A 24,982-nucleotide genomic window follows, 5' to 3' on the forward strand; every position below is an offset into this window, starting at 1 on the left:
TCCTCTAGAAACGCTTCACCTACTTCCTCCAGACACCTCTCCAGAAACGCCTTGCCTGCTCCGACAGACCTCTCGTGTCGCTCTCTGCGCTTTCTCCTGGCGCTACGCCATGACCGCTCATCGCCCCATCCAAGCAAACAACGCGCCAATCATCCTGTGATGGCACATTTCATGGAATTTCGTCGTTGCACGGGCAGTCAGCTTAAGTACATGCAAGAGAAGTGACCAAAGCACAGGGGGTATTTCATGAGCCTTGCGATGATACTTTTCAGCCTGATCAGTGCATGGATGGCGATTGCGCTGGCGATGTTGTGGGGTGTGTTGCGGATTGCCAAACGGCATCAGGGACCGGCGACCGTGTCGCTTGTGGAACGCGAGAAACGACCGGCGAATCGCGCGACGCCTGCCTTGTCCCTGCACTGACGTACTGAGTCAAGGCAGCCAGGCGCCGCCAGCCGACTAGAGACCGTGCCGGCCAGAGACGTGAAGACGTCGACGCTGCGTCAGGCACAGACAGGCCAGGCCAAGCACGCCGGCCAGCAAGCAGCCCAGCAACCACAGCAGCGGCACGCGGTACTGCGCCACGTCCGCATCGAGCCCTGTGAACGCGCGGTAGACATGCAGGTCGGCCTTGCCCTCGGCATCCCGGATCGAAATGCTGCCTTGGCGGATTTCGCTGTAGTCACTGTCGAAATAGACCCAGACCTTCGCGCTCCCGCCTGATGTGATTTCAGGAATGTCCACTGCACTGGCGGGCAGCTCGTGGACCTCGTCGTCCCCGGCATCATTGCGCACCTGCACCAACCCTTTGGCCGGCAGACGGATGTGGATGTCCCTGACGGTCTGTTCGCTGGCGTTGTTCAAGTCGATGTACAAGGCTGTGCGGTGATCCACCAATCCGGCTTCGAACGGCTTGGCGAACATCTGCCGAAACGGGGCCTGGGAGACCTCGACCAACTGGGCAACCTGATCCTGGTCGAGTGCACCGGCACCGATGCGCTGCACCTGCCGCGACAACACGTCGTACTTGAGCTGCTCACTGGCCGCACTGATGCGTGCGCTGAACTGAGTCGGATAGGTCAGGCTGTCGTACGTCAGGTAGGCCTGCAGTCTGGCATCGCCTCGCGTGAGCACGAACCCCATGATCACGAGGACCAATACGGCCAAGACGCCCACGAGGGATTTTCCAACTTTTTCCCAGCTCAACGGTACGCTCCCTTTCTATGAACGGCTTGGGGGTGGTCGATTGCGGGCAAAGCGTGCCAACTTCGACGCGCCTGGGCAAGCACAGACTTGCATCCGGCGCAAAAAGCCCCGGGGCTTCGTCGCAATGCGCCGTTACAGACGGGTCACGCTGCAAGGGAACAGGCCTCTGCGCACGGCACTCCACTGTGTCAGCGTCGTCGTCATGCCCTGGAGGAGACCGAATGCTGTCCAAGACCGGATTCACCTGTAGGCAAGCGCTCTTCGTGGGCTTTGCAGGGGTCTTCATTCTCTGTGGCTGGGCCCCTCTGGACCGTACCACCTGGCTGGTGGAAAACAGCCTGGTCCTGATCGGTGCCGTGCTGGCCTGGATGTACCGGGACTACCTCGCGCTGTCCACCCGGGCCTGGGCGATGATCGTGGCGTTTCTCTGCCTGCACGAGATCGGCACACACTTCACCTACCCCAAGGTGCCCTACGACGCCCTGTCGCTTCACTGGCTGAACGTCAGCCTCGATCAGACTTTCGGCTGGCCTCGCAACCAGTACGACCGGCTGGTGCACCTGGCCTACGGCCTGCTGCTGGCCCTGCCCTTTCGCGAGCTGCTGGTGGCACGCTGCGCCCTGCAGGGGGCCTGGGCTTCGCTGATCGCCTGGTCCTTCATCCTGGCGACCTCGCTGCTCTACGAACTGATGGAGTGGATCGGAGGGGCCTACCTGGGTGGCGGCGATTCCTCGTTCGTCGGTGCCCAGGGCGACTTCTGGGATGCGCAGAAAGACATGGCATTGGCCACGGTCGGCAGCCTTCTGGTGCTCATGTTGCGAGGCCGACAGATCCGTGCCAAAGCCTCTGCGTTGTTCCAGCACTTTCACCGTTCTACGTGAGTGTCCTGCCTTGTCGTGACAATGCCTGAACATTTTTCTGAACCTCGCGCGCGCGCCTCCAGTCACACGAATGCGGACCCCACCGCCACATGGATATGACTTAAGGAGCTATCGCCCATGAACAAGAAACTTCAAGCTGGTATCTGCAGCGTCCTCTTCGCCTTCGCCGCTCAGGCCGTCATGGCTGCCGACCCTGCCGATTTCGTCGATGAAGCCTCTGCCAAGGGCATCGCCGAAATCGAAGCCGGCAAGCTGGCCCTGCAAAAGAGTCAGTCCGCAGACGTGAAGACCTTCGCCCAGATGATGGTCGATGACCACACCAAGGCCAACGAACAACTCAAAGGCATCGCCAAGACCAAGAACATCAAGGTCGCGACCGACGCCGAACTGATGGACAAGGCCAAGAAGCTGATCCTGGACATCCGTGAGGATTCGTTCGATCGCTCCTACGCCAACAATCAGGTCAAGGCCCACGAGCAGACCATCGAACTCTTCAAGGAAGAGGTCAAGGATGGCAAGGACGCGGACGTGAAGAAATTCGCAGCCGACACCCTGCCTAAGCTCGAAGCTCACCTGACCCAGGCCAAGAAACTGGCCGCTGCCCACGGCGGCGACGCTGCCCACGACAAGACCCAGTAAGACCCAAGGGTTGGTCGACGAGGCGCCGTGATCACGATCCGGCGCCTTTTTTCATTGTTCATTGCCTCGCCAGGACGCCCCCCGATGAATCCACCGCCTGCTCGTGCTCTCAAACGCGTCGTCACCCTGCCCCTGCTGGTGTTCTTCATCCTGGGCGATGTACTCGGCGCAGGCGTCTACGCCCTGGCGGGGGCCATCGCCGACCGGGCCGGTGGCGCGATCTGGGCGCCCCTGGCGGTCGGCCTGCTGTTCGCCCTGTTCACCGCGGCGTCGTACGCCGAACTGGTCAGCAAGTACCCTCGGGCCGGTGGCGCGGCGGTCTTCGCCCAGCGTGCCTTCGGCTCGCCGCTGCTGTCGTTCCTGGTCGGCTTCGCCATGCTGGCGGCCGGTATCACCAGCGTGGCGGGCCTGGCGCTGGCCTTCGCCGGGGAGTACCTGCGCGTGTTCCTGGACTGGCCGACCCACGTGCTGGCGCCGTTGTTCCTGTTGCTGATCGCGGCGCTCAACCTGCGGGGCATCAAGGAATCCCTGGGGGCCAACCTGGTGATGACCGTGATCGAACTCAGCGGCCTGGTACTGGTGATCGTCGCCGTGGCCGCGCTGTGCGGGCAAGGCCGAGCCGAGCCCGCGCGGCTGCTGGATTTCGGCGGTCACGCACCGGCCAGCGCGATTCTCGGTGCGGCCCTGCTGGCGTTCTACTCCTATGTCGGCTTCGAGACCTCCGCCAACCTGGCTGAGGAAGTGCGTGACGTTCGCCGCACCTACCCCAAGGCCTTGTTTCTGGCCTTGCTGATCGCCGGCCTGGTCTACCTGGCCGTCGGTGCCGGGGCGGCCCTGGTGATGCCCGCCGACGCGCTGATCGCGGCCAAGGCGCCGCTGATGGACATCGTCGGCGATTCGGGCCTGGGCATCCCCCGCAGCTGGTTCGCGGTGATCGCCCTGGTGGCCGTCGCCAATGGCGCGTTGCTGACCATGATCATGGCCAGCCGCCTGACCTTGGGCATGGCCCGTGAAGGCCTGCTGCCGGCCTGGCTGGGCCATGTACTGCCGAACCGGCGCACGCCGGCACCGGCCATCCTGGCGACCACCGCGCTGGCCGCGCTGCTGACCCTGACCGGCACCCTCGAAGTGCTGGCCGAGACTGTTGTGCTGCTCTTGCTGTTCGTGTTCCTGAGCACCAACCTGGCGGTGCTGGTCCTGAAGAAGGACAAGATCGACGAGCCCCATTTCAGCATCCATCCGGTGGTGCCGCTGCTGGGCATTCTCTCGTGCCTGGTGCTGTTGACCCAGCAGCCCGCCGGGAACTGGTTGCGGGCCGGTATCCTGCTAGCCGTCGGCGTCGGCTTGCATGCCCTGGCCCGCCGCTACGGTGAGCGGGCGGTTGCGCCCTGAGGGCGCCTCTGCCGTGTCCCGCTGCACGCGCCCCTTCATGACCCGCCGATGACTGCACCGGCCGAACGAGGACCTGTGAACGTGACCACTCAAGCCCCCTGGCGCTCTGCAGACACGATCGCGCAGATGCAGCGTTTCAACCGCACACTGGCCTGGCTGCCTCGCTTTCGCATCCGCAATCGCCTGGCCCCGACCGCGATCCAGACCCTGCTGCGCGCCGGCCAGTTCGCGGGCCTGCGAAGCCTGGCCAAGCATGGCTTGCAGGCGCGCACGCGCCTGGGCGGGCTGCCGGACACGCCCGTTCCGGTGCGCATCATCCGCCCGGACGGCCCCTCCAAAGGCCTCGTGCTGGACATTCACGGTGGAGGCTGGGTCATCGGCAACGCGCAGATGAACGACGACGTCAATGCCGCGTTGGTCAAGGCCTGCCAGGTGACGGTGGTGTCGGTGGACTATCGGCTGGCGACCACGACGCCGCTCCAGGGCCTGCTGGACGATTGCCTGTCGGCCGCGCGCTGGCTGCTGGAAAGCGAAGACGAGGCTTTCGCGGGCCTTCCGGTGATCGTCATCGGGGAGTCGGCCGGCGCCCACCTGGCCGCGGCGACCCTGTTGTCGCTCAAGGCCTGGCCCGATCTGCTCGCCCGGATCAAGGGCACGGTGCTCTACTACGGCGTCTACGACCTCACCGGGACGCCCAGCGTGCACAGCGCCGGGCCCGACACCCTGGTGCTCGATGGCCCAGGCATGGTCGAGGCGCTGCGGCGCCTGACCCCGGACATGAGCGACCAGCAACGCCGCAGCCCGCCGCTGTCGCCGTTGTACGGGGATCTGGACGGCCTGCCGCCGGCCTTGCTGTTCGCCGGCGAAATCGACCCGTTGCGCGACGACACGCGGCTGATGGCCGAACGCTGGTCACAGGTGGCACCCGCCGAAACGCACCTGTTGCCGGCCGCGCCCCACGGCTTTCTCCACTTCCCGGTGCCCCTGGCCCAGCAGGTGCAGGCGCACACCCATGCCTGGGTGAATCAGCGGCTCGCTGGCTGAGGCGCCGCCTTCACCCAGGCGACGGGCCTAGGCGTCATGCTCAGCCTCTGTCAGCTGTTCAGTCCCTCCCAGGTGCAATTCACCGTTTCGGCGTAGCCGTGGAGGTCCTGGCAAGACGGCGCGGGATCGTCGCCGAAACCCGGCAGCTCCAGCGTCTGCATGCGATGACGGACGTTTCGTCCCACCAATCGATCGCGCCGCCATTGCCTGCCAGCAGGTACATCAACGGTCGGTTCATCGGGGCACGCCTTGTGTGCGCGAGACCACTGGGGCAGCCTGTCGGCGGTCATACCGGTACAACCAGGCCAACGGTGGCAGCAGCGCCAGCAACGCCAATGCATCGATCACGCCGTGGGACCACAGGCCCACACGCAGCGAGAACCAAAGGTCCTGCGGCGCCCATAACAACAGCCCCGCCATCAGCCAGCCCCACACGCGGTGGTCGGCGAAGCGGTCGCCCACCTGGATCAACGCCAGCATGTACAGCGCGTAGCTCTGCACGGTGGCAGCGAACAGCGCCATCCACCAGACCTGCTGCTGACGCGCTGCCGCAGGCGCGGCCTGTGACCAGAAGACCTGCTCGATGCTGGCGAAATAGCCGTCGAACCAGGGCGCATACCCGGCCCAGGTCAGCACCAGGCCACCGATCAGGTGCGCCAGGGCCACCGCCTGCAGCCAGCGGACACACCGCCGCCGAAACCGGTCGGGAACGAGGGAAGAAGGCATCATGGGGGCTCCTGAAGGCCATGCGTAGCGACGTTACATGACCTTGAGATCGCCTCGCAAATCACAAGGCGCGGGGTCCCCTCCCCTGTCTTCGGGCAAGAAGGCGGTCAGGTCGTAAGGCAGCAGCACGGTGTCGAGCACGAAGGAGAACGGCACATCGACCAGCAACGGCCAGCCGCTGGGACCGCGGGCCGTGGCGAAGTTCCAGCCATAGCGTGTGCCGGGATAGACGCAGCGCTCGCCGTCGGCATGGATCATCAGGCTCCAGCAGCCGCTGAGCGACAGGGTCGCCAAGGCGAGCGTACCGTAGGCCGCGAGTGCGGTGAGTGGCCTGGGCAGGCGGGCAGCGCGCGGTGCGGCCACGTGGTGAGTCGAATCAGGCTCTGGTGCCATGCCGAAGGGTCATCCTTGATCGAAAGAAAACGCTGCCCGGCACCTGAGGTGTCGGGCGATGTCGTTCTGAGCGTCAGGGCTGCGCCACGTTCCCCGTGCGACGCTGCGGCTGGGCAGCCCTGTCACCCCCTCATTCCACGCTGTCGAGCACCCCTTGGTCCTCACCCAGGAAGCCCCCGCTCTGGTGTTGCCAGAGCCGTGCATAGACGCCGTTCTTGCGCAGCAGCTCGGCATGGGTACCCTGCTCGAGGATCCGCCCGGCATCCATCACGATCAGGCGATCCATGGCCGCGATGGTCGAGAGCCGGTGGGCGATGGCGATCACGGTCTTGCCCTGCATCATCTCGTCGAGGCTTTCCTGGATGGCCACTTCGACCTCCGAGTCCAGCGCGCTGGTGGCCTCGTCGAGCAGCAGGATCGGCGCGTTCTTGAGCATCACCCGTGCAATGGCGACCCGTTGGCGCTGGCCGCCGGAGAGCTTGATGCCGCGCTCGCCGACCAGGGTGTCGTAGCCGGTACCGCCCTGCCGGTCGCTGAGCTGGCTGATGAACCCATCGGCCTGGGCGTTGACCGCCGCTTCATGGATCTGCGCGTCGGTGGCGTCGGGCCGCCCGTAGGCGATGTTGTCGCGAATCGAGCGGTGCAGCAACGAGGTGTCCTGGGTGACCATGCCGATGGCGCTGCGCAGGCTGTCCTGGGTCACCTTGGCGATGTCCTGGCCGTCGATGCGAATCTGCCCGCTGTCGACATCGTAGAAGCGCAGCAGCAGGTTGATCAGCGTCGACTTGCCGGCCCCCGAGCGCCCGACCAGGCCGATCTTCTCGCCCGGGCGGATGTCCAGGTTCAGGCCTTGCAGCACCTGACGCTCGCCGTTGTAGTTGAAGCTGACGTTGTCGAAGGTCACCGCGCCGCCGTGGGTCACCAGGGTGCCGGCGTCGGGCGCATCCTGCACCTTGGGGCCACGGGTGAGCGTGTCCATGCCGTCCTGCACGGTGCCGATGTTCTCGAACAGCGAGGTCATCTGCCACATGATCCAGTGCGACATGCCGTTGATGCGCAATGCCATGGCGGTGATCGCGGCCACCGCGCCGGTGCCGACATCGCCCTGGTGCCACAGCCACAGGGCGTAGCCGCCAGCGCCCATGATCAACCCGACCACCAGCGCCTGGTTGACGATCTCGAACTGGCTGACCAGACGCATCTGGCGGAACCCGGTCTGCTTGAAATCCTCCATGGCCGCGCGGGCGAAGTGGGCCTCGCGCTTGGAATGGGAGAACAGTTTGACGGTGGTGATGTTGGTGTAGGCGTCCGAGACCCGGCCGGTCATCGACGAGCGCGCGTGCGCCTGCTCCTGCCCGACCTTGCCCAGGCGCGGCACAAAGTACGCCATGGCCAGGCCGAAGAGCACGATCCAGGCCAGGAACGGCAGCATCAGCTTGAGCGCGAAGCCGCCGGCCAGGGCGACGATCGCCACGAAGTAGACACCGATCCCCGGGATGATCTCGACCAGCGTGAACAGCACCTCGCGCACCGACAACGCGGTCTGCATCACCTTGGTGGTGACCCGCCCGGAGAACTCGTCGGAGAAGAACGACAGGCTCTGGCGCAGCATCAACCGGTGAAAGTCCCAGCGCAGCCGCAGCGGCAGGTTGATCGCCAGGATCTGGTGCTGGACCATGGTGCGCAACGCCACCAGCCCGACACTGGCCACCAGCACGAGGCCGATGCCCCAGAGCACACGCTGTTCCTGACCGGTCGCATCGCCCCCGGCCTGCCAGGTGGTCAGCAGGTCGACGACCTGGCCCAGAAAGGCGAACAGCCAGGCTTCGTAGATCGAGACGCCGGCGCTGAGCACGGCGAAGGCCAGGATGTACCGGCGTGCACCACGGGTGCAGGCCCAGAGGAACCGCGCCAGGCCAGCAGGCGGTGGCGGTGCCTCGTCAGGCGGGAAAGGGTCGAGCCGCTGCTCAAATGCACGCAACATGAAGGTCTCCAAAACGATCGAATCAAAGGCATTGTGCCACCGACGGGTTGGAATGCCGTTCGGGTAGGCCACGGGCGCCTGAAGGTAGGACCGTGTGCGGCGGTGTGTGTGCCGTTGGGCTGCAAGCCAGCGCGTCAGCGCCGCACCCACATCCTGTCAACACCTGGCGAACCGCACTGACGTCCGCTTGTAGCGTGTGCTTCGCCACTTACCCCCAAGCGCCGGCGACCTCGCGCATCGCTGCGGCAATGAGCGCACTGTCCCCAGGCGACGAAGGGTCGGGCCCTCGGGTGAACAGCACCACGATCCACGGCGCGCGGCCGGGTGGCCAGACGATCGCCACGTCGTTGGCCACGCCGTAGTCGCCCGTGCCGGTCTTGTCGCCGACGCGCCAGTCGCCGGGCACACCAGCGCGGATGCGGCTCGCGCCGGTAGTGTTGCCTTCGAGCCAGGCCTGCAACTGGTGGCGGCTGGGCACGGTCAGGGCTTTGCCGACCAACAGCCGTTCGAGGGTCATGCCCATGGCCAACGGCGTGGTGGTGTCACGCGGGTCATCCGGCAGCGCGGTGTTGAGCGTCGGCTCGTCGCGGTCCAGGCGAAACACGGCGTCGCCCAGGCGTCGGGCAAACGCGGTCAGGCCGGCCGGCCCGCCGACCTGCGCCAACAGCAGGTTGGCGGCGGTGTTGTCGCTGTACTGCAATGCGGCCGCGCACAGATCGGCCACGCGCATGCCGGTCTCGAGGTGATCCTGGGTGATGGGCGAATAGGTGACCAGCGTGGCGGCGTCATAGTCGATGTGCTGCGCCAGCAGGCCAGGTTCGGCCTCGTTGCGTTGCAGGATGGCGCCGGCGAGCAGCACCTTGAACGCGCTGCAGAAGGCGAAGCGCTGGTCGGCGCGGTAGGCCAGACGCTGACCGCTGCCGGTCTCGAGCGCCCAGAGGCCGAGGGTTCGGCCGTGGGTGCGTTCAAGCGTTGCCAGGCGTTGACGCACGGCGTCGTCGGCCCAGGCCGGTAGCGTCAGGGCGGCAGCACCACCCACGGCGCCGACCAGCAGGTGCCGGCGGCTGATGACAGGGCGCATCGTCTTTCCTCAAGGTGTCCAGGGGGCGTCGAGGCTAGAGCCTTGACGCGCAAAAGCCAAGCACGGGCGCATCCTCAGGCTGACGGTCAGCGGTTCGAAGGCTACAGTGAGCAGCACGTTGTCAGCCATTGGAGACCTGCCGAATGACCACCCCTGCCCCGTCCTCACGAAACTGGTTCGACCAAGGGGGCCAGGCCTACGCCAGCTTCAGGCCCGAATACCCCGCCGCGCTGGCCGCCTACCTGGCCAGCACCGTCCCTGAGCGCAGGCTGGCCGTCGACGTGGGGTGCGGCAACGGCCAGTTGACCACGTTGCTGGCCCATCATTTCGACACCGTGTGGGGGTTCGACCCCAGCCAGGATCAGATCGCCCATGCCCAGGCGCGCGGCAACCTTCATTATGCCTGCGCTCCGGCCGAGGCTTTGCCAGCGTCGGCCCAGGGCGCCCAGCTGATCACGGTGGCCCAGGCCGCGCACTGGTTCGACCTGCCCGCCTTCTATGCCCAGGTGCGCACCCGGGCCGCGCCGGGCGCCGTGCTGGCATTGATCAGCTATGGCGTGCCACGCCTGGAGGACGACCTGCAGGGACGTTTCATGGACTTCTATCACCACGAGATCGGTCCCTTCTGGCCGCCTGAGCGGCAGTTGGTCGACAGCGGCTACGCCACCCTGGACTTCCCCTTCGCGGAGTTCAAGGCACCGGCGATGAGCATCGAGTTGAGCTGGAACCTAGAGGCGTTTCTGGGCTATGTCTCGACCTGGTCGGCCGTGCGCAATGCGCGGGAAGCAGGCGAACAGGCCCTGCTCGAACGGTTCGCCGCCGACTTGGCGACCTGCTGGGGGCAGGCGCAGGTCGAGCGGTCGATCCGTTGGCCGATCAACTTGCGGATCGGCCAGGTGTGAGGCCAGACCGTCAAGGACTCGCCTCGCAAAGGGGCGAGCCTTAGTGTCGCACGGGCCTTCAGCCGTTCTTGGACGTGTTGTCAGCCATGGTCTGACGGTACAGCTCGATGAAGGGGGCTTCGGCCGGGTCGATGCGGTCCATCTTGGCAGCGATGCGGTGCCAGTAGGGGTACTGGGGCGCCAGGCGGGTCGCACGCTCGATCTGCTCGAGGTCTTCAGCCTGCAGGACCAGTTCGACCGCCTTGAGGTTGTCCTGTAACTGTTCCTCGGAGCGCCCGGCGGTGATCACGCTGGTGATGCCTGGGCGGTCCTTCAGCCAGGCCAGGCAGACGCGTGACGGCGAACAGTCGTGGCGCTTGCCGACCTCGATCAGGGTTTCGATGATGTCGTAGGCCCGCTCGCGGTCGTGCACGTAGGGTTCCGGCCAGTCGTTGCCCTGGCGCGTGCCGGGCGGGGTCTTCTGCCCACGGCGGACCTTGCCGGTCAGCAGACCTTCGCCCAACGGGCCCCAGACCAGTGTCGCGAAGCCTTGGTCGAGGGCCATCGGCAGCAGCTCGTATTCGGCCTCGCGGGCCTCAGGGGTGTAGTAGATCTGTTGCGACACCGGTTGCTGCCACCCGTTAAGGCGCGCGCTGCCCAGGGTCTTCATCATCTGCCAGGCGGTGTAGTTGGACGTGCCGAAATAGCGGATCTTGCCGCTCTGCACCAGGTGGTCCAGGGCCGCCAGGGTCTCTTCGATCGGCGTGACGCCGTCCCAGTTGTGCAACTGGTACAGGTCGATGTGATCGGTGCCCAGGCGCTTGAGGCTGGCCTCGCAGGCGCGGATCAGGTGGTAACGCGAAGCGCCGCTGTCATTGGGGTTGTCGCCCATGGGGCTGCGCGCCTTGGAGGCCAGGATGATCGACTGACGCCGCGCACCGAGCGCCTTGCCGACGATTTCCTCGGCCAGGCCTTGGGAGTACAGGTCGGCGGTGTCCACCAGGTTGACACCGGCCTCGAAGGCCAGGTCGAACATGCGGGTGGCTTGACCGACGTCCACACTGCCGGTCTTCTCGAAGGCGCCACGTCCGCCGAAGGGGACGCTGCCGATGACGAGCTCGGACACGAACAGGCCGGTATTGCCGAACGCACGGTATTTCATTGAAGCCTCCTGGATGCCGTTGAGTCATGAAGGCGGCCGGTAGGGCGTGGCGGCCTTCACAGGTACGGACGGCAAGGGAGGACGGAACGTTCAACTGGATACGGGCAGCGCCTGACCGGGCCCTATCGCTGGCAAGCCAGCTCCCACACCCGTAGCCACACCGCGACAAGGCAAGCTTTCAGACCTGTAGCCATACCGCGGTAAGCCAGGCTCCCATACCCGTAGTCATACCGCGACAAGGCAGGCTCCCACGGGCCCTGTGGGGGCTTGCCCGCGATGCAGACGGCGCATGACCGGCTTCTAGCTCGGCTGCACACCCTCACTCATACCGCAGCGCATATGCCGGCTCGACCTGCGAGGCGCGGTACGCCGGGTACAGGGTCGCCAGGAAGCTCATCACCAGCCCGGCAAAGCAGATCAACCCGACATCCCCCCACTGCAGCTCCGAGGGCAGGCTGCTGACGAAATACACGTCCGAGGTGAAGATGTGCTGCCCGGTGGCCCGCTCCAGCGCCCCGACGATCGCGCTGACGTTGAGCGCGGCAATCACCCCGAGCACGCCACCGATCAACGTGCCCACGATGCCGATCAGGCTGCCCTGGACCATGAAGGTCCCCATGATCTGCGCAGGCGTGGCGCCGAGGGTGCGCAGAATGGCGATGTCGGCGCCCTTGTCGTTCACCACCATCACCAGCGTGGCGATGATGTTGAACGCCGCCACGGCGATGATCATCAGCAGCAACAGGCCGATCATGGTCTTTTCCATCTTCATGGCGCTGAACAGGCTGCCCTGGGTGTGGGACCAGTCATCGGCATGGTAGCCCTCGCCCAACTGCGCGGCGATGGCCTTGGAGACCTGGGGCGCGGCGTACAGGTCATGCAGCTTGAGGCGCACGCCCTGCACCTGGCCAGGCGCCCAGCGCTGCATTTCGCCCGCATCGGCAACATGGATGTAGGCCTGAGAACCGTCCAGCTCGGCGCCGACCTTGAACACGCCGACCACCGTCAGGCGCTGCATGCGTGGGGTGATGCCACCGGGTGCGCTGCTGATCTCGGGCACGATCAGGGTCAGCTTGTCGCCTCCGCGCAGGCCGAAGCGCCGCGCGGTCAGCTCGCCGACGATCACGCCGTACTCGCCGGGACGCAGGTCCTGCAGACTGCCCCTGAGGATGTGCTGGCCGACGATGGACACCTTGCCCTCCTCGGCCGGGTCGATGCCGCTGACCTGGATCGGCTGCATGGCGCCCTTGTACGACAGCATGCCGTCCAGCTCCGTCAGGGGCGCCGCCGCCATCACCGCCGGGTTCTTCAAGGCGGTATCGGCGACGTGGCGCCAATCGTCGAGCGGGCGCTCGCCCAGCAGGCTGGCATGGGGCACCAGCCCCAGAATGCGCGAGCTCATCTCGCGCTGGAAACCATTCATCACCGACAGCACGACGATCATGGCCAGCACGCCCAGCGCCAGGCCGATCATCGAGGTCATGGAGATGAACGAGATGAAATGGTTGCGGCGCTTGGCCCGGGTGTAGCGGGCACCGATGAACAAGGGCAAGGGTCTGAACATGTACGTGAACACCAGTTGAACGGGTAGACGGGCCACGCGGTGGCCCGTGAGGTCGACTCAGAGCGGAACCCTTCAGATCGGCACCAGGCGGCCATCTTCCAGGCGCAGCACGCGGTCCATCTGCCGGGCCAGGCTGAGGTCGTGGGTGACCACCAGGAACGCCGTGCGCGAAGCACCGGACAGCTCGCGCATCAGCTCCTGGATCCCCTGGGCGGTGTGATGGTCGAGGTTGCCGGTCGGCTCGTCGAGCATCACCAGCCCTGGCCGGTTGACCAGGGCACGGGCGATCGCCACACGCTGACGTTCGCCACCCGACAGTTCGGCCGGCTTGTGGCTCAGGCGGTGACCGAGACCGACGCGCTCGAGCAGCGCCTGGGCCCGCTCACGCGCTTCGGGGATCGGCGTGCTGCCGATCAACAGCGGCATGCAGACGTTCTCCAGGGCGGTGAACTCCGGCAGCAGGTGGTGGAACTGGTAGACGAAGCCCAGCGCACGGTTGCGCAGCAGGCCACGGGCGCGCTCGCCGAGCGCCGACAGCTCTTCGCCGGCCAGCCAGACACTGCCCTCGGTGGGGGTGTCCAGGCCGCCCAGCAGGTTGAGCAAGGTACTCTTGCCCGAGCCGGAACTGCCGACGATGGCCACGCGCTCGCCCGGTTGGAGTTCCAGTTGCAGGCCGGACAGCACCTGCACCCGCTCCGGGCCTTCCTCGTAGGACTTGCCCAGGTTGCGGCAACTCAGTACGGCTTTATCACTCATGCGCGACTCACTCATAACGTAGCGCCTCTGCCGGTTGCGTGCGCGAGGCGCGCCAGGCCGGGTAGAGGGTGGCGAAGAAACTCAGGATCAGGGCGGCGCCGCAGACCATCCAGACGTCGCTGGCCAGGATCTGCGACGGCAGGTAATCGATGAAGTACACGTCGGCATTCAGGAACTTGTGGCCGATGAGCGTCTCCAGCCCGGCAATGGCGGCGCTGACGTTGAGCGCGGCGAGAATGCCCAGCACCCCGCCGATCAAGGTGCCGAGCACGCCGATGATGGTGCCCTGGACCATGAAGATGCCCATGATCTGCGCCGGCGTGGCGCCCAGGGTACGCAAGATGGCGATGTCGCCCTTCTTGTCGTTGACCACCATCACCAGGGTGGAAATGATGTTGAACGCCGCCACTGCGACGATCAGCAGCAACAGCAGCCCGATCATCGCCTTCTCCATGCGGATGGCCTGGTACAGGTTGCCGTGGGTCCGGGTCCAGTCGCGCGAGTAGTACTGGTCCTCGCCCAACTGCTGGGCGATCTGGTAGGCCACGCGTGGGGCCTGGAACAGGTCGTCGAACTTCAGGCGCAGGCCCTGGACCTGATCGGCCTTCCAGCGGTGCAGCCGGGAGAGGTCGGACAGGTTGGTCAGCCCCAGGTAGCCATCGATCTCGCCGGCCCCCACATGGAAGATGCCGACCACGGTGAAACGCTTCATGCGCGGGAACATGCCCGCCGGCGTCACGCTGACCTCCGGGGCGACGAAGGTGAGCTTGTCACCGACGCCCACGCCCAGCTTGGCGGCGGCCTTGTCGCCGATCATGATGCCCCAGCTGCCAGGCGCCAGCTGGTCCAGGCTGCCCTGGCGCACGAACTGGTCGATGATCGAGACCTGCCGCTCGCGGGCTGGATCGATGCCGTTGAGCAGCACCTTCTGCACCTTGCCGTCGCTGGTCAGCAGCCCCTGCATCTGGGTGAACGGCGCCACGGCCGTCACCTGCGGGTTCTGCTGGACCTGCTTGGCCAGCGCGGGCCAGTCGTCGATGGCCTGGCCGGTCTCCAGGGTGGCATGGGGCACCATGCCCAGGACGCGGGTGCGCATCTCGTGGTCGAAGCCGTTCATGACCGAGAGCACCACGATCATCACCACCACGCCAAGGGCGAGGCCGATCATCGAGGTCAGGGAAATGAACGAGACGAAATGATTGCGACGCTTGGCACGGGTGTAGCGTGTGCCGATGAATACGAAAAGAGGTCTGAACATGAGGGGGCTTGTTCGGATGAAAGGGAACGTCCTTGGTGGCGAGGCGCCCAAGGCAGCTTTACACTCGGACCATCATCGCCACCCTGGGTTCGCCATGACGACAACAGACGAAGAAGATCGCCGCGAATACTACCGCATCGAAGATCACGTCGCACTGCAAATCAGCCCGTTGAGCGCCGCGCAGGCCGATCCGGCCACCGTGCTGCGCGATGCCTCGCCGCTGTTCAATCTGCTCGGCGAACTGCACGTGGCTGAATTCGAATCGCAGCACTTGCTGCGCCAGCTGAGCGACAAGGACCGCACGCTGGCGGCCTTTCTGCGCGCGCAGAACAAGCGCCTGGACCTGCTCGGCGCCGTCCTGGCCCAGACGCTGCTGGGCGAGCTGGGCGAGCCGCGTCGGGTGATCCTCTCCGAAGGCGGCATCGAATTCACCCAGGCCGAGCCTTTGCAGGCCCAGGCGCGGGTGGCGGTGCGCATGCTCCTGATGCCCCAGGGCCTGGGCCTGTTGCTGCGCGGCCGCGTGGTGCATTGCCAGACCAATGCCCAAGGCCTGCAGGACGCCGCCGTGGAGTTCGTCGACCTCAGCGATGCCCAGCGCCAACTGCTGGCGCGCCATGTCCTGCAACGCCAGCAACAGCAACGCCGAGAAGCGCTCGACCACTCCGCGGCCCAGGCCGACTGAGCCCTCCCCCCTTTTCATCGATTGAAGGAACGAACGTGACCCTGATCTACGGCCATCGCGGCGCCAAGGGCGAAGCCCCCGAGAACACTCTGAGCAGCTTCCAGCAATGCCTGTCCCATGGCATCGACCGGTGCGAGCTCGACCTGCACCTGTCGGCCGACAACCAGTTGATGGTGATCCACGACACGACCCTCAAGCGCACCACCGGGCGTCGCGGCAAGGTGGTCGAGCACACCGCCGACGAACTGGTGGCCCTGGACGCGCGCGCAAGCGGCCCGCAGTGGCCCCGCCCCTGCCCCGTGCCACGGCTCGAAGAGCTGTTCGAGCGCTGCGCGTTCGCCCATTGGCAGCTGGAGGTCAAGAGCGCCTCGCGCACCCGGGCCGCCAGCACGGTGCTGGCGATCCGCGACATGGCCGAGCGTCATGGCTTGCTGGACAAGGTCACGGTGACGTCCAGCTCACGGACGGTGCTGCGGGCGGCCCAGGAGCTGGTGCCGGACCTGGCGCGCGGCCTGGTGGCCGAATACGCCTGGCTCGACCCGCTCAAGGTCGCGCGCAACTACGGGTGTACGCTGCTGGCGCTGAACTGGACGCTGTGCACGCCCGAGCGCCTGCTCAAGGCGCAGAAGCAAGGGCTGCATGTGTCGGTGTGGACGGTCAACGAACCGGCGCTGATGCGCCGGCTCGCTGACTTTGGCGTGGACAGCCTGATCACAGACTTTCCCGGTTTGGCCAAAACCACCCTTGGGAAGGACTGAAGCCACTCTCCCCGGCCGGCTCAGGCGGCCGGCCGGAGCCGCTCAAAAAAGCCGGTTCAGGCCGTCGTAGGCCGCGACCCGGTAGGCCTCGGCCATGGTCGGGTAGTTGAAGGTGGTGTTGACGAAGTACTTGAGCGTGTTCAATTCGCCCGGCTGGTCCATGATCGCCTGGCCGATGTGCACGATTTCCGAGGCCTGGTAGCCGAAGCAGTGCACGCCGAGGATCTGCAGGGTCTCGCGGTGGAAGAGGATCTTCAGCATGCCCTGCGGCTCGCCGGCGATCTGCGCGCGGGCCATGGACTTGAAGAACGCCTTGCCGACCTCGTAGGGCACCTTGGCCTGGGTCAGTTCCTGTTCGTTCTTGCCGATCGAGCTGATCTCGGGAATGGTGTAGATGCCGGTCGGCACGTCATTGACGAAGCGCCAGCTGCCATTGTCGACGATGCTGCCAGCGGCCGAGCGACCCTGGTCGTGGGCGGCACTGGCCAGGCTCGGCCAGCCGATCACGTCACCGGCGCCGTAGACGTTGGCGACCCCGGTGCTGTAGGTCTCGTCGACCTCGATCTGCCCACGGCTGTTGGGCTTGATGCCGATGTTCTCCAGCCCCAGGCGATCGGTGTTGCCGGTCCGGCCGTTGCACCACAGCAAGGCATCGGCCTTGATCTTCTTGCCGGACTTCAGGTGCAGGATCACCCCGTTGTCCAGGCCTTCGACCCGCTCGTACTCCTCGTTGTGGCGCACGGTGATGTGGTTGTTGCTGAAGTGGTAGCTCAGCGCCTGGGAGATCTCCGAGTCGAGGAAGCTCAACAGCTGGCTGCGGTTGTCGATCAACTCGATCAGGACGCCCAGGCCGCTGAAGATCGAGGCGTACTCGCAACCGATCACCCCGGCACCGTAGACGATCAGCTTGCGCGGCGTGTGGCCGAGGCTGAGGATGGTGTCGCTGTCGTAGATGCGCGGGTGGTTGAAGTCGATGTCCGCCGGGCGGTAGGGACGCGAGCCGGTGGCAATGATGATGTGCTTGGCCACCAGTTTCTCGACCACGCCATTGGGGCAGACCACTTCGATGGTCTGCTCGTCGGCGAAACTGCCGGTGCCGAAGAACACGTCCACCCGGTTGCGCGCGTAGTAGCTGGTGCGCGAGGCCACCTGCTTGGCGATGACCGTCTCGGCGCTCTTGAGCACGTCGGGAAAGGAGAACCAGCGCGGGTCGCCGATGGCGCGGAACATCGAGTTGGTGTTGAAGCGCATGATCTGCCGAACCGAATGGCGCAGCGCTTTGGACGGGATGGTGCCCAGGTGGGTGCAGTTGCCGCCGACCTGACGGCGGCTATCGACCATCGCGACCTTGCGCCCTGCCTTGGCGGCGTTCATCGCCGCGCCTTCACCGGCCGGGCCGGAACCCAGCACCACCACGTCGTAGTTGTAGACAGCCATGCGTACTCCTTCAGAACTGGCCTGCGGTCACGGTGGCCGCAGGACTCGCTCATGCCGCCATCGGCGCCATGAAAAAAATTCGCGTACAGTCTACTCAAGACCGGACGACGTGCACATTAACCCTTGGTCGTGTCGTAGGCCATTTTCGGCGCCACTACATCGTCTTGGAGCCGTTGCCGCTCGCCCCAACGAGAAACGGGAGCCCATGGGCTCCCGTTTCTCGTGAACGCATCGCTTAGCGAGGGAACGCTGGCGGGTTGACCCCGGCCATGTCTTCCATCACGCGCACGACCTGGCAGCTGTAGCCGAACTCGTTGTCGTACCAGACGTAGAGCACGACACGGTTGTCATTGCTGATGGTGGCTTCGGCATCGACCACACCGGCGTAACGCGAGCCGACGAAGTCGGTGGAGACCACTTCCTGCGAGCTGACGTAGTCGATCTGCTTGTGCAGTTCCGAGTGCATGGCCGTCTGGCGCAGGTACTCGTTGATCTCTTCGCGGGTGGTGGCCTTCTCGAGATTCAGGTTGAGAATGGCCATCGAGACGTTCGGCGTAGGTACGCGGATGGCGTTGCCGGTCAGCTTGCCCTTGAGCACCGGCAGTGCCTTGGCGGCGGCGGTGGCGGCACCGGTCTCGGTGATGACCATGTTCAGCGGCGCGGCGCGGCCACGGCGGCTGCCCTTGTGGAAGTTGTCGATCAGGTTCTGGTCGTTGGTGAACGAGTGAACGGTTTCGACGTGGCCGTTGACGATGCCGTACTGGTCGTTGACGGCCTTGAGCACCGGCACGATGGCGTTGGTGGTGCAGGAGGCGGCCGAGACGATCTTGTCGTCGGCGGTGATCTCGCCGTGGTTGATGCCATGCACGATGTTCTTCAGCGCGCCCTTGCCCGGTGCGGTGAGGATCACACGGTCGACACCCGGGCACTTGAGGTGCTGGCCCAGGCCTTCGGCGTCACGCCACTTGCCGGTGTTGTCCACCAGCAGGGCATTCTGGATGCCGTACTGGGTGTAGTCCACGGTGGTCGGGTCGTTGGAGTAGATCACCTGGATCAGGTTGCCGTTGGCGGTGATGGTGTTGTTGGCCTCGTCGACCACGATGGTGCCGTCGAACGGACCGTGCACCGAGTCGCGGCGCAGCAGGCTGGCGCGCTTGACCAGGTCATTGTCGGCGCCCTTGCGCACGACGATCGCACGCAGGCGCAGGCCGTCGCCACCGCCGGTCTTCTCGATCAGGATGCGCGCCAGCAGGCGGCCGATACGACCGAAGCCGTACAGCACCACGTCGGTGCCCTTGCTCGCCGCGGTGCTCTGCTGGCCCACGACATCGGCCAGCTCTTCGCGCACGAACTGCTCGGCGCTGCGGCCATTGCCTTCACGCTTGAACTTGTTGGCGAGCTTGCCCAGGTCGACCGAGGCGGCGCCCAGCTTCAGCTCGCTCATGGCCTTGAGCAGCGGGAACGTCTCGTGAACCGACAGCTCGGCTTCGTCGCTCTGGCGGTGACGGGCGAAGCGGTGGGCCTTGAGGATCGAGATCACCGAACGGTTGATCAGGCTGCGGCCATAGATCGAGCTCACCACGTTGTTGTTGCGGTAGAGCTGACCGATAAGCGGGATCATCGCTTCAGCCAGGGCTTCACGGTCGATCCATTCACCAAGACACTGGTCGGGCTTCTGATTCACGGTAACCTTCCACATGTAGGGACAGAAAAAAGGGGCTACATTATGACGCCCCGCGCTGCATCGGGCAATGCGTCCCTGCCAGGTGCGTGAAACCCGCGTCTCGGCCGCGCACGAACCTGACAGCAGGCCCGCGCACCGGTACAATCGACCTCTTTGCCGAAACGCTGGGAGTCCGAGAGACCGTGTCAGTTCTGCGCCTACCGCACCTGTCGGCCACGGCCGGCAAACAAACCTGGGGCAACCTCCCCGGAGCCTCCCTCAGCCTGGCCATCGCCGAGGCCGCCAGCAGCGCCAAGCGCTTCACCTTGCTGCTGACCGCCGACAGCCAGAGCGCGGACCGCCTCGAACAGGAGCTGCGCTTCTTCGCGCCCGACCTGCCGGTGCTGCCGTTCCCCGACTGGGAGACCCTGCCCTACGATCTGTTCTCGCCGCACCAGGACATCATCTCCCAGCGCATCGCCAGCCTCTATCGGCTGCCCGAGCTGCAGCACGGCATCCTCGTGGTGCCGATCACCACGGCCCTGCACCGCCTGGCGCCGACCAGTTTCCTGCTCGGCAGCAGCCTGGTGCTGGACGTCGGCCAGACCCTCGACGTCGAGCAGATGCGCAGCCGCCTGGAAGCGAGCGGCTACCGCTGCGTCGACACCGTCTACGAGCATGGCGAGTTCGCCGTGCGCGGCGCGCTGATCGACCTGTTCCCCATGGGCAGCCGCCAGCCCTACCGCATCGACCTGTTCGACGACGAGATCGAAACGCTGCGCACCTTCGACCCGGAGACCCAGCGCTCGATCGACAAGGTCGACTCGGTGCGCCTGCTGCCGGCCCGTGAATTCCCCTTGCAGAAGGAAGCCGTGACCCGCTTCAAGGCACGCTTTCGCGAACGCTTCGACGTCGACTTCCGGCGCAGCGCGATCTTTCAGGACCTGGCCAGCGGCATCATCCCGGCCGGCATCGAATACTACCTGCCGCTGTTCTTCGAAGAGAGCTCGACGCTGTTCGACTACCTGCCGGCCGACACCCAGGTGTTTTCCCTGCCTGGGGTCGAGCAGGCCGCCGAGCACTTCTGGAACGACGTCCGCGGCCGTTACGAAGACCGTCGTGGCGACCTGAGCCGACCGTTGCTGCCACCGGCCGAGCTGTTCCTGCCGGTGGAAGACTGCTTCGCCCGGCTCAAGCAATGGCCACGGGTGGTGGTCAGCGCCGACGACCTCGACAGCGGTGCCGGGCGCCAACGCTTCCCGGCGCGCGTGCTGCCCAACCTGGCGATCGAAGCCAAGGCCAGCCAGCCGCTCGCCGCGCTGGCGGGCTTCCTCGAAGGGTTCGACGGACGCGTGCTGTTCACGGCCGAATCGGCAGGCCGCCGCGAGGTGATGCTGGAGCTGCTCGAACGCCTCAAGCTACGCCCGCGCACCGTCGACGGCTGGATGGACTTCGTCACCGGTGACGAACGCCTGGCGATCACCATCGCGCCGCTGGAAGACGGCCTGCTGCTGGAGGACCCGGCCATCGCGCTGGTGGCCGAAAGCCCGCTGTTCGGTCAGCGCGTGATGCAGCGTCGCCGTCGCGAGAAGCGCGGCGAGGTGGCCAACGACGCGGTCATCAAGAACCTCACCGAGCTGCGCGAAGGCGCACCGGTGGTGCACATCGACCACGGGGTCGGGCGCTACCTGGGCCTGGCCACCCTGGAGATCGACGGCCAGGCGGCAGAATTCCTCACCCTCGAATACGCCGAGAACGCCAAGCTGTACGTGCCGGTGGCCAACCTGCACCTGATCGCCCGCTACACCGGCAGCGACGATGCCCTGGCGCCACTGCACCGCCTGGGCTCGGAGACCTGGCAGAAAGCCAAGCGCAAGGCCGCCGAGCAGGTGCGCGACGTGGCCGCCGAGCTGCTCGACATCTATGCCCGACGTGCGGCGCGCAAGGGCCATGCCTTCGCCGACCCGGCGGCCGACTACGCGACCTTCAGCGCCGGCTTCCCGTTCGAGGAGACCCCCGACCAGCAGAACGCCATCGAGGCAGTGCGCCTGGACATGCTCGCCGGCAAGCCGATGGACCGCCTGGTCTGTGGCGACGTCGGCTTCGGCAAGACCGAAGTGGCCATGCGCGCAGCGTTCATCGCCGTGCACAGCGGGCGTCAGGTGGCCGTGCTGGTGCCCACCACCCTGCTCGCCCAGCAGCACTACAACAGCTTCCGCGACCGCTTCGCCGACTGGCCGGTGACGGTCGAGGTGATGAGCCGCTTCAAGTCGGCCAAGGAAGTCTCGGCCGCCGCCGCGAGCCTGGCCGAAGGCAAGATCGACATCCTCATCGGCACCCACAAGCTGCTGCAGGACGACGTCACCTTCAAGGACCTGGGCCTGGTGATCATCGACGAGGAGCACCGCTTCGGCGTGCGCCAGAAGGAGCAGCTCAAAGCCCTGCGCAGCGAGGTGGACATCCTCACCCTGACCGCCACGCCGATCCCGCGGACCCTGAACATGGCCGTGGCCGGCATGCGCGACCTGTCGATCATCGCCACGCCCCCGGCGCGGCGCCTGTCGGTGCGCACCTTCGTCATGGAGCAGAACAACAGCACGGTCAAGGAGGCGCTGCTGCGCGAACTGCTGCGCGGCGGCCAGGTGTACTACCTGCACAACGACGTCAAGACCATCGAGAAATGCGCCGCCGACCTGGCCGAACTGGTGCCCGAAGCGCGCATCGGCATCGGCCATGGGCAGATGCGCGAGCGTGAGCTCGAACAGGTGATGAGCGACTTCTACCACAAGCGCTTCAACGTGCTGGTGGCCTCGACCATCATCGAGACCGGCATCGACGTGCCCAGCGCCAACACCATCGTCATCGAGCGCGCCGACAAGTTCGGCCTGGCCCAGCTGCACCAGCTGCGTGGCCGCGTCGGGCGCAGTCACCACCAGGCCTACGCCTATCTGCTGACGCCGGCCCGCCAGGGCATCAGCGCCGACGCCGAAAAGCGTCTGGAGGCGATCGCCAACACCCAGGACCTGGGGGCAGGCTTCGTCCTGGCCACCAACGACCTGGAAATCCGCGGCGCTGGCGAACTGCTCGGCGAAGGCCAGAGCGGGCAGATCCAGGCGGTGGGCTTCACCCTGTACATGGAAATGCTCGAGCGTGCGGTCAAGGCCATCCGCAAGGGCACCCAGCCGAACCTGGAGCAACCGCTCGGCGGCGGCCCGGAGATCAACCTGCGTCTGCCCGCGCTGATCCCCGAAGACTACCTGCCCGACGTGCATGCCCGCCTGATCCTCTACAAGCGCATCGCCTCGGCCGCCGACGAAGAAGGCCTCAAGGACCTGCAAGTGGAGATGATCGACCGCTTCGGCCTGCTGCCCGAACCGACCAAGAACCTGATCCGCCTGACCGAGCTCAAGCTCAAGGCCGAAACGCTGGGCATCAAGAAGGTCGACGCCGGCCCCAATGGCGGCAAGATCGAGTTCGAGCCCGACACGCCGGTGGAGCCGATCACGCTGATCAAGCTGATCCAGTCCCAACCCAAGCGGTACAAGCTCGAAGGCGCCACGCAGTTCCGCTTCATGGTCCCCATGGAGCGGCCGGACGAGCGCTTCAATACCCTGGAGGCGCTGTTCGAGCGCCTCGCCCCGCAGCCTGCCTAAGGACGAGTCATGCGAACCTTGCGTCTTCTGATCCCGTTGCTGGCGCTCGTCGCCCCCGCCGCCTTCGGCGACACGCTGTACCGTGTGGAGATGGTCCTGTTGCGCCAGAACGGCGTTCCGGCCGTCACCAGCCCCTATGCCGCGCCGCACTGGAGCGCCGATGTGCTGCGCCTGGGCGAGCGCGACAGCCGGCCTACCACGCTGGATGAACGTATCGAGCCATTGGCGACCAACACCGATTACAGCATCCTGCTGCACCGCGCCTGGCAACAGCCGGTGGGTGCCGAGCCGGTGACCGTGGCCGTCAGCGCCGGTGACGAACAGTTCGGACGCTTCCCCATCGAAGGTACCCTGTCGATCGCCCAGGCGCGCTTCGTCGAGGTGCAGGCGCGCGTGCGGGTCAACCAGCTGGACGGCAACGGCGGCGTGGTCCAGAGCGAGCTGTTCGAGCAGGACAACCGCACGGTCAAGCACAACCAGCTGATCTACCTCGACGGCGGGCACCTGGCCATGCTGCTGAAGATCGCCCCGGTCGGTGCCCGTACCGCACCCGCACCGGCCGAGCAGATGCTGGAGCCTTGAGGTGAGCGAAACCGACCTGCCGCACCGCCTGTTGAAGCACGACACCTGGTTCAGATCCTTCGACCGCGCGACCCTGGGCCGCGCTCGCAACTATGCGTCACAAGGCCGGGTGAGGCTGATCCAGGTGCAGGCGCATCACGTCGAAGCCACCTGCGAGGGGTCCGCCGATCAGCGCTACAGGCAGTTCATCGAGATCTCGAGCGGCCGCGACTTCACCATCATGGGCGCCTGCTCATGCCCGGTCGCCCTCAACTGCAAACACTGCGCCGCCGTGCTCTTCACCTTGCGCCAGGATGCCTTCCAGGGCACGCCTGTCGAACACGCCCCGACGCAATTGTCACCGCGCCTGAATCACTGGCTGTCGACCTTCACCTCGGCCGATGCCGACCCGTCGGTGCGCGTCGACAAGAAAGGCCGCGCGCTGTTCTACCGTGTCGGGATGGACGAAGACGTGTGCGTGCTGCAGGTCTGCAAAGGGACGCGGACGAGTAACGGCGAGCTGCAACTGGCACGTCAGGGCTCACTGGTCGACCTGCTCTACTACCCGCCCAAGTTCGTCACCGAGGACGATGCGCGGCTGCTGCGGCTGATGGAAACCCAGCGGGTCGAGCACCGTCACGCCGATGGCATCGTCCTTGACGGCAAATCCGGCGCCGAATTGCTCGAATACGCATTGGCCACCGGACGCCTGCTGCATGACGAGCAGATCCAGACGCTGCAGGCCGGCCAGGAGCAGTCGGCGGAGTTTCGCTGGGTGCGCCAGGACGACGGCAGCTACGCGGGCGCCTGGCACCCCATCGACGGTGCGTTCGACCACGTGCTGCCGCTCAATCCGCTGTACTACATCGACAGCGCGACCTCTCGAGTGGGCAAGCTGCGTCACGACTTCGACCCATTCATCGCCAGCCAGCTGGCCCGCGCGCCCCGGGTGCCCGAGCACCTGATCGTGCCACTGAGCCTGCGCCTGAACGAGCTGAACCGTCAGGTGCCGACCCCGACCCAGGTCAAGACCGAACAGCTCGACGACATCAAGCCCACCCCCTACCTGGCGCTGGGCAGCGTCGAATTCAGCGCCTATGCGCCCAAGAGCGGGCGCATGCAACGACAGATGCAGCACCGGGCCGCGCTGGCGTTTCTCTACGACGGCACGCGCGCCAGTGGCGACGCGAACCAGCCGCTGACGCGCATCAAAGGCGACGTCAGCCAGCGTATCCAGCGCCAGCCCGCCGAAGAAAAACGC

General features: G+C 65.9%; 20 protein-coding genes. 9 read left to right on the plus strand and 11 right to left on the minus strand.

The genetic code is table 11. The annotated features are described in order from the left end of the window. Positions 1–459 precede the first annotated feature (459 nt). A complete protein-coding gene (locus tag APT63_12545; GenBank protein ID AMA46382.1) occupies positions 460–1,206 on the minus strand; it encodes a hypothetical protein in 747 nt (248 codons plus the stop codon). Between the two features lie 221 nt (positions 1,207–1,427). Here APT63_12545 and APT63_12550 point away from each other — a divergent pair, with 221 nt between their 5' ends. The 4 genes from APT63_12550 (at position 1,428) to APT63_12565 (ending at position 5,162) form a co-directional block, all read left to right on the plus strand. Then, the gene (locus APT63_12550; protein ID AMA46383.1) at positions 1,428–2,087 is read left to right on the plus strand and encodes a hypothetical protein; all 660 of its coding nucleotides are present in this window, start codon (positions 1,428–1,430) and stop codon (positions 2,085–2,087) included. Positions 2,088–2,204: 117 nt separating this feature from the next. After that, entirely contained in the window at positions 2,205–2,726 is a 522-nt protein-coding gene (locus APT63_12555) for a hypothetical protein (GenBank protein AMA46384.1), read from the plus strand. A gap of 84 nt (positions 2,727–2,810) precedes the next feature. Continuing rightward, positions 2,811–4,118 carry an amino acid permease gene (locus APT63_12560; protein ID AMA46385.1) on the plus strand — a complete coding sequence of 436 codons (1,308 nt, stop codon included), beginning with the start codon at positions 2,811–2,813 and terminating at the stop codon, positions 4,116–4,118. 48 nt (positions 4,119–4,166) lie between these two features. Next, a complete protein-coding gene (locus APT63_12565; GenBank protein AMA46386.1) occupies positions 4,167–5,162 on the plus strand; it encodes an esterase in 996 nt (331 codons plus the stop codon). A gap of 234 nt (positions 5,163–5,396) precedes the next feature. On the opposite strand, the gene APT63_12570 is transcribed toward APT63_12565, so the two are convergent. The 4 genes from APT63_12570 to APT63_12585 form a co-directional block, all read right to left on the minus strand. Next, on the minus strand, positions 5,397–5,888 hold the full coding sequence (locus APT63_12570) for a cell division protein (protein ID AMA47887.1): 492 nt from the start codon (positions 5,886–5,888) through the stop codon (positions 5,397–5,399). Positions 5,889–5,921: 33 nt separating this feature from the next. Further along, positions 5,922–6,146, minus strand: coding sequence for a hypothetical protein (locus tag APT63_12575; protein ID AMA47888.1), 225 nt, complete (start codon positions 6,144–6,146; stop codon positions 5,922–5,924). Between the two features lie 265 nt (positions 6,147–6,411). Then, the gene (locus APT63_12580) at positions 6,412–8,265 is read right to left on the minus strand and encodes a multidrug ABC transporter ATP-binding protein (GenBank protein ID AMA46387.1); all 1,854 of its coding nucleotides are present in this window, start codon (positions 8,263–8,265) and stop codon (positions 6,412–6,414) included. A 208-nt stretch (positions 8,266–8,473) separates the two neighbouring features. After that, entirely contained in the window at positions 8,474–9,256 is a 783-nt protein-coding gene (locus APT63_12585) for a class A beta-lactamase (protein ID AMA47889.1), read from the minus strand. Between the two features lie 233 nt (positions 9,257–9,489). Here APT63_12585 and APT63_12590 point away from each other — a divergent pair, with 233 nt between their 5' ends. Next, positions 9,490–10,248: an SAM-dependent methyltransferase gene (locus APT63_12590; GenBank protein ID AMA46388.1), complete on the plus strand. Its 759-nt coding sequence runs from the start codon at positions 9,490–9,492 to the stop codon at positions 10,246–10,248. 58 nt (positions 10,249–10,306) lie between these two features. Here APT63_12590 and APT63_12595 read toward each other — a convergent pair whose 3' ends face one another. From APT63_12595 to APT63_12610, 4 genes are all read right to left on the minus strand, one after another. Continuing rightward, on the minus strand, positions 10,307–11,389 hold the full coding sequence (locus APT63_12595; GenBank protein AMA46389.1) for an aldo/keto reductase: 1,083 nt from the start codon (positions 11,387–11,389) through the stop codon (positions 10,307–10,309). A gap of 319 nt (positions 11,390–11,708) precedes the next feature. Further along, the gene (locus APT63_12600; protein AMA46390.1) at positions 11,709–12,953 is read right to left on the minus strand and encodes a multidrug ABC transporter substrate-binding protein; all 1,245 of its coding nucleotides are present in this window, start codon (positions 12,951–12,953) and stop codon (positions 11,709–11,711) included. A 72-nt stretch (positions 12,954–13,025) separates the two neighbouring features. Continuing rightward, positions 13,026–13,724 carry an ABC transporter gene (locus APT63_12605; GenBank protein AMA46391.1) on the minus strand — a complete coding sequence of 233 codons (699 nt, stop codon included), beginning with the start codon at positions 13,722–13,724 and terminating at the stop codon, positions 13,026–13,028. After that, positions 13,717–14,967: a cell division protein FtsX gene (locus APT63_12610; protein AMA46392.1), complete on the minus strand. Its 1,251-nt coding sequence runs from the start codon at positions 14,965–14,967 to the stop codon at positions 13,717–13,719. The genes APT63_12605 and APT63_12610 overlap by 8 nt, the downstream gene beginning before the upstream one ends. Positions 14,968–15,061: 94 nt before the next feature. Between APT63_12610 and APT63_12615 the strand changes: the two genes are divergently transcribed. Both APT63_12615 and APT63_12620 read left to right on the plus strand, forming a co-directional pair. Continuing rightward, positions 15,062–15,649: a pilus assembly protein PilZ gene (locus APT63_12615; GenBank protein AMA47890.1), complete on the plus strand. Its 588-nt coding sequence runs from the start codon at positions 15,062–15,064 to the stop codon at positions 15,647–15,649. A 35-nt stretch (positions 15,650–15,684) separates the two neighbouring features. After that, the gene (locus APT63_12620) at positions 15,685–16,407 is read left to right on the plus strand and encodes a glycerophosphodiester phosphodiesterase (protein ID AMA46393.1); all 723 of its coding nucleotides are present in this window, start codon (positions 15,685–15,687) and stop codon (positions 16,405–16,407) included. A 42-nt stretch (positions 16,408–16,449) separates the two neighbouring features. Here the strand turns inward: APT63_12620 and APT63_12625 are convergent, their stop codons facing one another. Both APT63_12625 and APT63_12630 read right to left on the minus strand, forming a co-directional pair. After that, entirely contained in the window at positions 16,450–17,844 is a 1,395-nt protein-coding gene (locus tag APT63_12625) for a pyridine nucleotide-disulfide oxidoreductase (protein AMA46394.1), read from the minus strand. A 235-nt stretch (positions 17,845–18,079) separates the two neighbouring features. Then, positions 18,080–19,543 (minus strand): glyceraldehyde-3-phosphate dehydrogenase, encoded by a 1,464-nt coding sequence (locus tag APT63_12630; GenBank protein AMA46395.1) that lies wholly within the window; start codon positions 19,541–19,543, stop codon positions 18,080–18,082. A gap of 167 nt (positions 19,544–19,710) precedes the next feature. Here APT63_12630 and APT63_12635 point away from each other — a divergent pair, with 167 nt between their 5' ends. Together APT63_12635 and APT63_12640 are read left to right on the plus strand one after the other, a co-directional pair. Then, complete coding sequence (locus APT63_12635; protein AMA46396.1) at positions 19,711–23,160, plus strand: transcription-repair coupling factor; 3,450 nt, start codon at positions 19,711–19,713, stop codon at positions 23,158–23,160. 9 nt (positions 23,161–23,169) lie between these two features. Next, positions 23,170–23,742 carry a hypothetical protein gene (locus APT63_12640; protein AMA46397.1) on the plus strand — a complete coding sequence of 191 codons (573 nt, stop codon included), beginning with the start codon at positions 23,170–23,172 and terminating at the stop codon, positions 23,740–23,742. Positions 23,743–24,982: the final 1,240 nt, after the last annotated feature.

The organism is Pseudomonas monteilii (assembly GCA_001534745.1).
Taxonomy (GTDB): Bacteria; Pseudomonadota; Gammaproteobacteria; order Pseudomonadales; family Pseudomonadaceae; genus Aquipseudomonas; species Aquipseudomonas alabamensis.